At 72.3% G+C, this 11,803-nt stretch carries 10 protein-coding genes and 1 tRNA gene; 7 read left to right on the top strand and 4 right to left on the bottom strand.

Translation table 11 applies throughout. The annotated features are described in order from the left end of the window. Positions 1–5 precede the first annotated feature (5 nt). The 5 genes from mmsB (at position 6) to araA (ending at position 6,155) form a co-directional block, all read left to right on the top strand. Positions 6–1,268 (top strand): multiple monosaccharide ABC transporter permease, encoded by a 1,263-nt coding sequence (mmsB, locus tag AB0K05_RS18640; RefSeq protein ID WP_222708857.1) that lies wholly within the window; start codon positions 6–8, stop codon positions 1,266–1,268. Between the two features lie 74 nt (positions 1,269–1,342). Further along, entirely contained in the window at positions 1,343–2,335 is a 993-nt protein-coding gene (locus AB0K05_RS18635; RefSeq protein ID WP_148034375.1) for a LacI family DNA-binding transcriptional regulator, read from the top strand. A 45-nt stretch (positions 2,336–2,380) separates the two neighbouring features. Next, positions 2,381–4,060: a ribulokinase gene (gene araB / locus AB0K05_RS18630; RefSeq protein WP_364230427.1), complete on the top strand. Its 1,680-nt coding sequence runs from the start codon at positions 2,381–2,383 to the stop codon at positions 4,058–4,060. Then, complete coding sequence (locus tag AB0K05_RS18625) at positions 4,057–4,704, top strand: L-ribulose-5-phosphate 4-epimerase (RefSeq protein ID WP_148030078.1); 648 nt, start codon at positions 4,057–4,059, stop codon at positions 4,702–4,704. The genes araB and AB0K05_RS18625 overlap by 4 nt, the downstream gene beginning before the upstream one ends. Continuing rightward, the gene (gene araA / locus AB0K05_RS18620; protein ID WP_364230358.1) at positions 4,701–6,155 is read left to right on the top strand and encodes an L-arabinose isomerase; all 1,455 of its coding nucleotides are present in this window, start codon (positions 4,701–4,703) and stop codon (positions 6,153–6,155) included. The genes AB0K05_RS18625 and araA overlap by 4 nt, the downstream gene beginning before the upstream one ends. 42 nt (positions 6,156–6,197) lie before the next feature. Here araA and AB0K05_RS18615 read toward each other — a convergent pair whose 3' ends face one another. Next, positions 6,198–7,574 carry a DHA2 family efflux MFS transporter permease subunit gene (locus AB0K05_RS18615; protein ID WP_364230356.1) on the bottom strand — a complete coding sequence of 459 codons (1,377 nt, stop codon included), beginning with the start codon at positions 7,572–7,574 and terminating at the stop codon, positions 6,198–6,200. A gap of 80 nt (positions 7,575–7,654) precedes the next feature. Here AB0K05_RS18615 and AB0K05_RS18610 point away from each other — a divergent pair, with 80 nt between their 5' ends. Then, positions 7,655–8,314, top strand: coding sequence for a TetR/AcrR family transcriptional regulator (locus AB0K05_RS18610; RefSeq protein WP_364230354.1), 660 nt, complete (start codon positions 7,655–7,657; stop codon positions 8,312–8,314). Here the strand turns inward: AB0K05_RS18610 and AB0K05_RS18605 are convergent. Both AB0K05_RS18605 and AB0K05_RS18600 read right to left on the bottom strand, forming a co-directional pair. Next, a complete protein-coding gene (locus AB0K05_RS18605) occupies positions 8,275–9,252 on the bottom strand; it encodes a pyridoxal-phosphate dependent enzyme (protein ID WP_364230351.1) in 978 nt (325 codons plus the stop codon). The two genes, AB0K05_RS18610 and AB0K05_RS18605, sit on opposite strands and share 40 nt — an antisense overlap. A 30-nt stretch (positions 9,253–9,282) precedes the next feature. Then, positions 9,283–9,999: a TetR/AcrR family transcriptional regulator gene (locus AB0K05_RS18600; protein WP_364230348.1), complete on the bottom strand. Its 717-nt coding sequence runs from the start codon at positions 9,997–9,999 to the stop codon at positions 9,283–9,285. 79 nt (positions 10,000–10,078) lie between these two features. Here AB0K05_RS18600 and AB0K05_RS18595 point away from each other — a divergent pair, with 79 nt between their 5' ends. Continuing rightward, a complete protein-coding gene (locus AB0K05_RS18595; protein WP_364230345.1) occupies positions 10,079–11,701 on the top strand; it encodes an ATP-binding cassette domain-containing protein in 1,623 nt (540 codons plus the stop codon). Positions 11,702–11,715: 14 nt separating this feature from the next. Here the strand turns inward: AB0K05_RS18595 and AB0K05_RS18590 are convergent. Further along, a tRNA-Ala gene (locus AB0K05_RS18590) sits at positions 11,716–11,788 on the bottom strand. Positions 11,789–11,803: the final 15 nt, after the last annotated feature.

Below are 11,803 nucleotides of genomic sequence, written 5' to 3'. Positions count from 1 at the left end.
TCCAGATGAGCAGCACCACGCCCGCCGCCGTGGCGGCCGGCGCCACGGGCGGCGAACCGGAAGAGCCGAAGCGGCCCGGCCGCGTCTCTCTGGGCGGACTCTCGCTCAACCTGCGGTCGAGCGGCATCTACATCGCGTTCGCGCTGATCGTCGCGCTGTTCTCGGTCCTCACCGACGGCGCGCTCCTCACGCCGCAGAACATCTCGAACATCATCGTCCAGAACTCCTACATCCTGATCCTCGCCATCGGGATGATCCTGGTCATCATCGCCGGGCACATCGACCTGTCGGTCGGCTCGGTGGTGGCGGTCACCGGCGCCATCTCGGCCGTGCTCATGGTCAACATGGGCGTGCCGTGGCCGCTGGCTCTGCTGATCACGATCGCGGCGGGCGCCCTCATCGGCGCCTGGCAGGGCTACTGGGTGGCCTACTTCGGCATCCCGGCGTTCATCGTGACGCTGGCGGGCATGCTGCTGTTCCGCGCGCTCACCCTGACCGTGCTCGGCAACCAGGGCATCGGCCCGTTCCCCGACCAGGTCCGCACCCTGGCCAACGGGTTCACCAGCGGCTATCTCGGCAACGTCGGGCTCGGCCCGCTAGGCGGCGCCGACCTGTTCAGCCTGCTGGTCGCGCTGGTCGCCATCGCGGGCATGGTCGTCTCGCAGTGGCGCACCCGGACGGCCAGGGCGGGTTACGGGCAGGCCGTGGAGCCGTTCGCGGTGTTCGTGGTCAAGATGGCCGCGGGGGCCGCGCTCATCCTGTTCCTGGTCGTGCAGCTCGCCCGGTTCAAGAACCTGCCCTGGGTGCTGGTGCTGCTCGCGGTGCTGGTGCTGGGCTACTCGCTGCTGGCCAACAAGACCGTGTTCGGCCGGCAGATCTACGCGATCGGCGGCAACCTGCAGGCCGCGGTCATGTCCGGCGTCAAGGTCAAGAAGGTCGTCTTCTGGATCTTCGTCAACATGGGCGTGCTGGCGGCCATCGCCGGCGTCATCTTCGCCGGCCGGCTCAACCAGGCGGGACCCACCGCGGGCAACATGTTCGAGCTCGACGCGATCGCCGCGGCCTTCATCGGCGGCGCGGCCGTCCAGGGCGGCGTCGGCAAGGTGGTCGGGGCCATCACCGGCGGTCTCATCATGGCCGTGATCAACAACGGCATGTCCCTGATCGGCTCGCCGAGTGAGCGGGTCATGCTCGTCAAGGGCCTCGTGCTGCTGGCCGCCGTCGCCTTCGACGTGTGGACCAAGCGCCGCGCGGGCGCCGCCGCCTGATCGTCCGCCCCGCTCGTCCGTACCGCTGGAAAGGAGAGACCGTGGTAGCGCCACCGAAGCGCCGCCCTCCGGTGATGGCCGACGTGGCCAGGGAGGCCGGCGTGTCGCACCAGACGGTCTCCCGGGTGCTCAACGACCATCCCAACGTCCGGCCCGACACCAGGGCCCGGGTGGAGGAGGCGATCACCAGGCTCGGCTACCGCCGCAACCTGGCCGCCCGCGCACTGGTCACCAAGCGGTCGCGGATGCTCGGCGTGGTCAGCTTCGACACCACGCTCTACGGACCGGCCAGCACGATCTACGGCATCGAGCAGGCGGCCAGGACGGCCGGCTACTTCGTGAGCATCGTGAGCCTGAAGACGCTCGACGTCGACAGCGTCCGCGACGCCATCGACTACCTGTCCGAGCAGGGCGTGGACGGGGTCGTGGTGGTGGCGCCGCGGCGCTCGGCGGGCCCGGCGCTGGAGAGCCTGCCGTCGGGCACCCCGGCGGTGGCGGTCGAGGGCACCCTGCGCGGCGACGTCTCGGTGGTCTGCATCGACCAGGCCGAGGGCGCCAGGCTCGCCACCCGGCACCTGCTGGAGCTGGGTCACCGGACCGTCCACCACGTCACCGGCCCGCCCGACTGGCTGGAGACCGAGGGGCGGCTGGAGGGCTGGCGGGCCGCGCTGGAGGAGGCGGGCCGGCCGGTGCCCGAGCCGCTGCCCGGCGACTGGAGCCCGCACGCCGGCTACGCGGCCGGCCGGAGCCTGGCCGCGATGGACGGCGTCACCGCCGTCTTCGCGGCCAACGACCAGATGGCGCTGGGCGTGCTGCGCGCGCTCTCCGAGGAAGGAGTGAAGGTACCCGACCAGATCAGCGTCGTGGGCTTCGACGACATCCCCGAGTCGGCGTTCTTCTCGCCCCCGCTCACCACGGTCAGGCAGGACTTCGACCAGGTGGGCAGGCACTGCATCGAGGTGCTGCTCCGGCAGCTCGACGCGGGGGCGGGCACGTGTGAGCGCCTCGTCGTGCCGCCCGGTTTCGTCGTCAGGTCCAGCACGGCTGCCGCCGCGCGGGTGCCGTGATATATGCCGTGTTATATCGCAAGGCCCCGTACGAATCCCCTGGAGATCAGTGTGAACGCTAACAAGTTCGTGGTCGGAGTGGACTTCGGCACGCTGTCCGGGCGTGCCGTCGTCGTCCGCGTGTCCGACGGCGCTGAGCTCGGCAGCGCCGTCCACGAGTACGCGCACGGCGTCATCGAGCGGGAGCTGCCCGGCTCCGGCGTGCGGCTCGGCCCCGACTGGGCGCTGCAGTCGCCGCAGGACTGGATCGACGTGCTCCGCGTGGCCGTGCCCGGCGCCCTCGCCGCGGCGGGCGTCCAGGCCGACGACGTGATCGGCATCGGCACCGACTTCACCGCTTGCACCGTGCTGCCCGCCACCGCCGACGGCACCCCCCTCTGCTTCCACACCCCCGAACGGCCGCACGCCTGGCCCAAGCTGTGGAAGCACCACGCCGCCCAGGCGCACGCCGACCGGATCAACGAGCTGGCCGCCCGGCGCGGGGAGAGCTGGCTGCCCCGGTACGGCGGCAAGATCTCCTCCGAGTGGGAGTTCGCCAAGGCGCTGCAGGTCCTGGAGGAGGACCCGGAGACGTACGCCGCGGCCGACCGGTGGATCGAGGCCGCCGACTGGATCATCTGGCAGCTCACCGGGGTGGAGAGCCGCAACATCTGCACTGCCGGATACAAGGGGATTTTTCAGGATGACGGCTACCCGTCCGAGGAGTTCCTCGCCGAGCTGAACCCCGGCTTCTCCGGCTTCGCCGCCAAGCTCGCCACCGGACAGGTCGGCGAGAAGACCGGCGGCGTCACGCTCGCCCCGCTCGGCGGCCTCGCCGGCCCCCTGTCCGCCGAGGCGGCCGCCTGGACCGGCCTGCCCGAGGGCATCGCCGTCGCCGTGGGCAACGTCGACGCGCACGTCACCGCTGCCGCCGCCGACGCCGTCAGGCCCGGCCAGATGGTCGCCATCATGGGCACCTCCACCTGCCACATCATGCCCAGCGACCGGCTCGCCGAGGTGCCCGGCATGTGCGGCGTCGTACGCGACGGCATAGTGCCCGGCCTGTGGGGGTACGAGGCCGGCCAGTCGGCCGTGGGCGACATCTTCGCCTGGTTCGCCGACGCCCACGTCCCCGCCGGGTACGCGGAGGCGGCGGCGGCCCAGGGCATGAACGCGCACGAGTACCTGACCTCGCTGGCCGAGAAGCAGGCCGTCGGACAGCACGGCCTGGTCGCGCTCGACTGGTTCGGCGGCAACCGCTCCGTGCTCGTCGACCACAACCTGTCCGGCGTCATCGTCGGCCAGACCCTCGCCACCCGGCCCGAGGACGTCTACCGGGCGCTCATCGAGTCCACCGCGTTCGGCGCCCGCATGATCGTGGAGACCTTCGAGCAGGCCGGAGTCCCGGTCGAGGAGTTCGTCGTGGCCGGCGGCCTGCTGAAGAACCGCTTTCTCATGCAGGTATACGCCGACGTGCTGCGCCGCCCGCTGTCGGCCATCGGCTCCGACCAGGGCCCGGCGCTCGGCTCGGCCATCCACGCCGCCGTCGCGGCCGGGGTCTACGCCGACATCGAGAAGGCCGCCGCCGCCATGGGCAAGCGCACCGAGGCCGCGTACGTGCCCGACCCGACCAGGGCCGACGCCTACGACCGGCTGTACGCCGAATACCGCAACCTGCACGACCACTTCGGAGACGGACGCATGCTGCACACCCTGCGCGCCATCAGGAACGAGGCCGCCTCATGAGGACCACGGTCGCCTCCCTGCACGCGGAACTGGTCCGCTACGGCCTCGTCGCCTGGACGGCCGGGAACGTCTCCGGCCGCGTCCCCGGCGAGGACCTGTTCGTCATCAAGCCCTCCGGCGTCTCCTACGACGAGCTGACCCCGGAGAGCATGGTCGTCTGCGACCTCGACGGCAACCTCGTCGAGGGCGACCACGCGCCGTCCAGCGACACCGCCGCGCACGCGTACGTCTACCGCCACATGCCGCACGTCGGCGGCGTCGTGCACACCCACTCCACCTACGCCTCGGCGTGGGCGGCCAGGGGCGAGCCGATCCCGTGCGTGCTGACCGCGATGGCCGACGAGTTCGGCGGCGACATCCCGGTGGGACCGTTCGCGCTGATCGGCGACGACTCCATCGGCCAGGGCATCGTGGCCACGCTCGACGGCCACCGCTCGCCCGCCGTGCTCATGCGGAACCACGGCGTCTTCACCATCGGCAAGGACCCCAAGGCGGCGGTGAAGGCGGCGGTGATGTGCGAGGACGTCGCCCGCACCGTCCACGTCGCCAGGCAGCTCGGCGAGCCTCTGCCGATCAAGCCGGAGCACATCGACCGCCTGTACGACCGCTACCAGAACGTCTACGGACAGAGGAGTCCACGTTGAACATCTGGTTTCTGACCGGCAGCCAGGGGCTGTACGGGGAAGACACGCTGCGGCAGGTGGCCGAGCAGTCGCGGCGCATCGCCGAGGCGCTGCCGGTGCCCGTGCAGTGGAAGCCGGTCCTGACCGACGCGGCCGCCATCCGGCGCGTGATGCTGGAGGCGAACGCCGACGACACCTGCGCCGGCGTGATCGCGTGGATGCACACGTTCTCCCCGGCGAAGATGTGGATCGCCGGCCTGGACGCGCTCCGCAAGCCGCTGCTCCACCTGCACACGCAGGCCAACGTGGAGCTGCCGTGGGCGAGCATCGACATGGACTTCATGAACCTCAACCAGGCCGCGCACGGCGACCGCGAGTTCGGGTACGCCCAGACCCGGCTCGGGGTGGCCCGCAAGACCGTGGCCGGGCACGTCAGCGACCCGGCCGTGGCCGAGCGCGTCCTGTCCTGGGTGCGCGCCGCCTCCGGCCTGGCCGAGCTGCGCACGCTCAAGCTGGCCAGGTTCGGCGACAACATGCGCGACGTGGCCGTCACCGAGGGCGACAAGGTGGAGGCCCAGCTCCGCTTCGGCGTCTCGGTCAACACCTACGGGGTGAACGACCTGGTCGAGGCCGTCGACGCGGCCGCCGACGCCGACGTCGACAAGCTGATCAAGGAGTACGAGGAGCTCTACCGGGTGGCGCCCGAGCTGCTCGGCGAACGGCGCGAGTCGCTGCGCTACGCGGCCAGGATCGAGCTGGGCCTGCGCCACTTCCTGGAGAGCGGCGGCTTCAAGGCGTTCACCACCAACTTCGAGGACCTCGGCGGGCTGCGCCAGCTGCCCGGCCTGGCGGTGCAGCGGCTCATGGCCGACGGCTACGGCTTCGGCGGCGAGGGCGACTGGAAGACGTCCGTGCTGCTGCGCACCCTCAAGGCGATGGCGCCCGGCGGCACCTCGTTCATGGAGGACTACACCTACCACCTGACGCCGGGCGAGGAGCTCATCCTCGGCGCCCACATGCTGGAGGTCTGCCCGACGATCGCCTCATGCACCCCGTCGTGCGAGATCCACCCGCTGGGCATCGGCGGCCGGGAGGACCCGGTCCGGCTCGTGTTCGACGCCACGCCCGGGCCGGGCGTCGTGGTGGGCCTGGCGGACATGGGGGACCGGTTCCGGCTGGTGGCCAACGAGATCGACCTGGTCGCGCCGCCGCAGCCGCTGCCCGCGCTGCCGGTCGCCCGCGCGGTCTGGCAGCCCCGCCCGAACCTGCGCACCTCGGCCGAGGCCTGGCTCACCGCCGGCGCCCCGCACCACACGGTGCTGTCCACGGCCGTCGGGGTCGAGGAGCTGACGGACCTGTCCGAGATGCTCGGCGTCGAGCTCCTCGTCATCGACGCCGACACCACCCCGCGCCAGTTCGCCAAGGAGATCCGCTGGAACCAGGCGTACTACCGCCTGGCCCAGGGATTCTGACGTCTTTCCTCCAGGCCACCGCTTCCCGGGGCGGTGGCCGCGTCAGGCTGATCCCGTCCGCTCCGGGGCCGCCCGTGCCTCGGGGGCCGGGCGGCCGGGGAGCAGGGGGGCCGCCGCCAGGATCACGACGACCATCGCCAGGGCGAACCAGAAGACGCCGCGCAGCCCGCGTTGCGGATCACCAGCGGTCTGCACGATGAGCGTGACCACCGCGATGCCCAGCGCCGCGCCGAGCTGGTTCAGCATGTACAGCACGGCGCTGCCCTGCGGGATCAGCGGCGCGGGCAGCAGCCGGTAGAGCGAGCCCATCGTCGGAGCGCCGACGAAGCCCAGCCCGAGCCCCATGGCGCAGCCCGCGAGCACCGGCCACGCCCACCCGGTCTCGGGACCGACCCGGGTGAAGGCCAGCCCGCTGAGCGCCGCCACCGCCGCGCCGCCCAGCGCCAGGCCGCGCGCGCCGAGCCGGTCCGACAGCCGTCCGGCCAGCGGCATCGCCACCGCGGCGCCCGCGCCGACCGGCGCCACCAGCAGCCCGGCGGCCAGCGCGCCCACCCCGTGCACCTGCCGGAAGAACAGCGGCAGCGCGAACAGGGTGGCGAACGTGGCCAGCCCGACCAGCCCCATGACCACCACGGCGGCGCTGAAGGAGCGCCGGGCGAACAGCCGCGGGTCGATCAGCGGCTGTCCACGGCGCGCGTGGAGGCCGTACCCCGCCAGCAGGGCCGTGCCGGCCGCGAGCGGGACGAGCACCTGCCACACCCCGAACGCGGCCTGCTCGGCCGCCTGCGACAGCGCCAGCACGAGCGCCGCGAACCCGGGCGCGAGCAGCACCACGCCGGTCACGTCCAGCCGGTTACGCCGCCCCGCCGGCGGGTCGTCGGCCGGGATCACGCGTAGCGCCAGCAGGTAGGCCACCATCCCGACCGGCACGTTCAGCAGGAACATCCACTGCCAGGAGAACGCCTGCAGCAGCGCGCCGCCGGCCAGCGGCCCGAGCACCGGACCCAGCGACAGCACCACGCCCATCAGCCCCATCACCTGCCCAGCCCGCCGCGGCCCCGCCGCGCGGGCGAGCAGGACGAGCACCAGCGGGTCGAGCACTCCCGCGCCCAGCCCCTGGACCGCACGGAAGGCGATGAGAGCGCCGGTGTCCCAGGCCAGCCCCGCGCCGAGCGACCCGGCGAGGAACACCAGCAGCCCGAAGAGCCACAGCCGCCGCGCGCCGAACCGCTCGACGGCCCACGAGGTGACCGGGATGGCGGCGGTCACGGCCAGCAGGAACCCGGTCGACACCCAGCCGACCGCGCTGAGCGACGTGCCGAACGAGGCGGCCAGGGTGTCGATCCCGACGGCGACCATCGTGCTGTTGAGAATGCCGAGCATCCCGCCCAGCAGGACGACCGAGACCAATCGCGACAAATTTGAACTCACTGGTTCAATCTAACAGCCTAGTCAGTAACACTGAACCCATGAGTTCAGTACGCACCTAGAATGACGTCATGCCCACCACCCGTGGCCGCATCGACAAGCGGCAGGCCATCCTCGACGCCGCGATCACCGTCTTCGCCCGTCGCGGCTACGACCAGGCCTGCGTCCAGGAGATCGCCGACGAGGCCGGGGTCGCCAAGCCCACCGTCTACAACCACCTCACCGACAAGGCCACCCTGTTCCGCGAGGCGATGACGGCCGCCGCCGGCACCGCCGTCGCCCGCCACCTGGCCACCCTCGACCGCCTCACCGACCCCGGCGACGACCTCCGCCCCGTCCTCCGGGAAGTGGCGCTCGACCTGCTCCGCTGCCACTGCGACGACCGCTCCCGCGCCGTCCGCCGCCTCCTCCACGCCGAACTCGCCCGCTTCCCCGACCTGCTCGCCCTCGTACGAGGCCCTTCCGGCCACCGCGTCACCGAAGCCCTCGCCGACCGCCTCGCCCGCCTGACCCTCGCGGGCCGCCTGCGCCAGGCCGACCCCTCGACGGCGGCCGAGCAGCTCCTCGCCCTCCTCACCGGCCCCGCCGACCTGCACTGGCCCCTGGAAACCCCCTCGGACGACGACCTCATCCGGATCACCGACGCGGCCGTGGACACCTTTCTCCGCGCCTTCGCCCCCGGCCCGCCGAGTCAGGACTCGCGGGCGGCCGGGCCGGTCCAGCGGCGGTAGGCGTCCGGGTCGACGTTGCCGCCGCACACGATGGTGACCACGTGCCGGCCGGCGAAGCGGTCACGGTCTTCGAGGATCGCCGCGATGCCGAGCGCGGCCGACGGTTCGACGACGAGGCCGGCATGGTCGAGGAGCAGCCGCATGCCGGCGATGATCGACCTCTCCTGGACGAGGACGGCGTCGTCGGCGACCTGGAGGAGGTCGTCCAGGACGGCCGCGATCGGCAGCCGGCCGGCGACGCCGTCGGCGATCGTGTCGGTCGTGTCGGTGGTGACGACGCGCCGCTGCCGCCAGGAGAGGGTCATCGCCGGCGCGCCCGCGGGCTGGACGCAGATCACCTCGACGCCGGGTGCCAGCGCCTTCACCACGTGGCCCACGCCGGTGGCCAGCGCCCCGCCGCCGAGGGCGATCAGCACGGCGTCGAACGACGGCGCGGCACCGGCCAGCTCCAGGCCGATGGTCGCCGCGCCCTCGCAGGTCTCGATGTCCAGGCTGTCCTCGACCAGCCGGATCCCCTCGTACCGCGCGATGCCGGCCGCCCGCTCACGAGCCAGGTCGAAGTCACCGTCCACCAGCTCCAGCCTGGCGTCCAGCGCGCGGATCCGATCAAGCTTGGCGGCGGGCGCGAAGCGGGACGCCACGACGGTGACGTCCAACCCCCGGCCGCGACCGGACCAGGCGAGGGCCTGGCCGAGGTTGCCCGCGCTGGCGCACACCACGGCTCGCGAGCCGCCGGCGGCGAGCGCGCTCGTCACGAGTTCGGTGCCGCGGGCCTTGAAGCTCCGGACCGGGTTCGCCGTTTCGAGCTTGACGCTCACCGCGCACCCGAGGCCGGGCTCCAGCGCCTCGCAGCGGTAGAGCGGAGTGTCGAGGAAGATCGGGTCGATCATCTCGCGGGCCGCCCGGATCCGGGCGGTGTCGAGGCGCGTCTCAGGCATGGCACAGCAGCGTAGCGCCGCCGGAGAGGATCACTTCCCGGCGATCCCGGCCTGGATGCCGTCGAGAAGCCAGGTCAGGCCGAGGGCGAAGCTGGTGTCCCAGTCGGCCTCCGCGACGTGCGGCCCGTGGGCGGCGAGGGCCGGGTAGCTGTCCCGATGGGCGCGCAGGTGCTCCTGAGCCGCCTGCCGCGCCTCCTGCCCCGCGCCGGTGGGCCAGGTGGCCTGCATCAGCCCGGATCCGATGACGTAGTTGGACAGCCCGTACGCGGCGGCCGTGAGGTGGGGTTCGACGGCCCCGGCCTTCAGCAGGGTCGCGTACAGGAACTCGCTGCGGGCCAGCACGTTGGGCCCCAGCATCGGACGGCTCAGCAGCGCAGCCGACCAGGGATGCCGCAGCAGGACCGCGCGCCATCCGTCGATCAGCGCGGTGATGTCGGCGCGCCACCCCCGGCTTTCCGCCGGTATCCGGACCTCGGCGAAGATCATGTCGAGGGCGAGGTCGAGCACGTCGTCCTTGGTCTTCACGTGCCAGTAGAGCGTGGTCGAGCCGGTGCCGAGCCGTTCGGCCAGGCGGCGCATGGTCAGCCGATCGGCGCCTTCGGCGTCCAAGAGCGCCACGGCCTCCTCGACGATCCGATCCCGGCTGAGCGGCGGGGCGTCGCGTCCCTTGCGCGCGGACGGGCGCAGCCACACGTCCCCCGCGGTCCCTGATCGGCGGGCTCCCGATTCTGCCTTGCTGATGTCCACGTACGTGAGTCTAGTATGGCGATCGGGCACCGGATCATTGATCCAGTGACCGGAACAGTGATCCGGTGAAGGAGGGACCGTGGCAGGACACGTCGAGGTGGACGGGCTGACCTACGTGCTGCCGGACGGGCGGCTGCTCCTGCACGAGGTGTCCTTCCGCGTCGGGGACGGCGTCAAGGCCGCCCTGGTGGGACCGAACGGCGCGGGCAAGACCACCCTGCTGAAGCTGATCGCCGGGGATCTGCGACCGGCCGACGGCCGGGTGGTCTCCTCAGGAGGGCTGGGGGTGATGCGGCAGTTCATCGGCGACATCCGCGACGACCGGAGCGTGCGCGACCTGCTGCTGTCGGTGGCGCCGGAGCGGGTCCGCGACGCCGCCGAGGCCCTGGCGCGGGCGGAGGAGGCGATCGCCGCCCGCGACGACGAGGCGTCGCAGCTGGCCTACGCGCAGGCCGTCGCCGACTACGCCGACGTCGGCGGCTACGACATGGAGGTCGTCTGGGACGTCTGCACCACCGAGGCCATGGGCCTGCCCTGCGACGCGGTCAGGGACCGCCCGGTGACCACCCTGTCGGGAGGCGAGCAGAAACGCCTCGCCCTGGAGGCCCTGCTCCGCGGCCCTGACGAGGTCCTGCTGCTGGACGAGCCGGACAACTATCTGGACGTGCCCGCCAAGCAGTGGCTCGAAGGCCGGTTGCGGGCCACGGACAAGACCGTCTTGCTCGTCTCCCACGACCGCCGGCTTCTGGCCGAGGCGGCCGACCGGATCGTGACCGTGGAGGACCGCGGCGTCTGGGTCCACGGCGGTGGCTTCGCCGCCTACGCCGAAGCGCGTGAGCAGCGCATCAGCCGGCTGGAAGAGCGGCGCCGCCGCTGGGACGAGGAGCACGCCAAGCTCAGGCGGATGGTGCACACCCTGCGGCAGACCGCGGCCAACAACGACGCGCTGGCCTCGGCCTACCGCGCCGCGCGCACCCGGCTGAGCCGCTTCGAGGAGGCCGGCCCGCCCCAGCGCCCGCCCAGGGCGCAGAACGTGCGGATCCGCCTGCGCGGCGGCCGCACCGGCAAGCGCGCCGTCATCTGCGAGAACCTGGAGCTCGTCGGCCTGATGCGGCCGTTCGACACCGAGATCTGGTACGGCGAGCGGGTCGGGATCCTCGGCTCCAACGGCTCGGGCAAGTCCACCTTTCTGGAGCTGCTGGAGCAGGCCGCCGACGGCGCGGCGCCCGCGGTGCGGCACAGCGGCTCGGCGCGGCTGGGGGCGCGGGTGGTCCCGGGGCGGTTCGTGCAGACCCACGCCCGGCCGGACCTGCACGGCCGCACCCCGGTCGAGCTGGTCACGACCGGTCACGCGTGCACGCTGAACGAGGCGATGGCCGCTCTGGCCCGCTACGAGCTCGCGCCCGCCGCCGGCCAGTTGTTCGAGACCCTCTCGGGCGGCCAGCAGGCCCGGCTGCAGATCCTGCTGCTGGAGCTGTCCGGCGCCACCCTGCTGTTGCTGGACGAGCCCACCGACAACCTCGACCTGGCCAGCGCGGAAGCCCTGCAGCAGGGTCTGGAATCCTTCTCCGGCACCGTGCTGGCCGTCACCCACGACCGCTGGTTCGCCGCCGATCTCGACCGTTTCCTGATCTTCGGCGCTGACGGGACCGTGCACGAGAGCGCCGAGCCGGTCTGGCACGAGCGGCAGGCCCGAAAATGACTACCTGTGTGAGGTGGAGCTATGGGGATTCGAACCCCAGACCTCTTCCATGCCATGGAAGCGCGCTACCAACTGCGCCATAGCCCCTCGCATCGCTGCGTG

Source organism: Nonomuraea sp. NPDC049486, from assembly GCF_040676925.1.
Taxonomy (GTDB): domain Bacteria; phylum Actinomycetota; class Actinomycetes; order Streptosporangiales; family Streptosporangiaceae; genus Nonomuraea; species Nonomuraea ferruginea.
This window is presented reverse-complemented; position numbering and strand designations above follow the sequence as displayed.

Coding starts and splice junctions, on each gene's coding strand:
- mmsB (WP_222708857.1), top strand. CDS start 6: ATGAGCAGCACCACGCCCGCCGCCGTGGCGGCCGGCGCCACGGGCGGC.
- AB0K05_RS18635 (WP_148034375.1), top strand. CDS start 1,343: ATGGCCGACGTGGCCAGGGAGGCCGGCGTGTCGCACCAGACGGTCTCC.
- AB0K05_RS18625 (WP_148030078.1), top strand. CDS start 4,057: ATGAGGACCACGGTCGCCTCCCTGCACGCGGAACTGGTCCGCTACGGC.
- AB0K05_RS18610 (WP_364230354.1), top strand. CDS start 7,655: ATGCCCACCACCCGTGGCCGCATCGACAAGCGGCAGGCCATCCTCGAC.
- AB0K05_RS18605 (WP_364230351.1), bottom strand. CDS start 9,252: ATGCCTGAGACGCGCCTCGACACCGCCCGGATCCGGGCGGCCCGCGAG.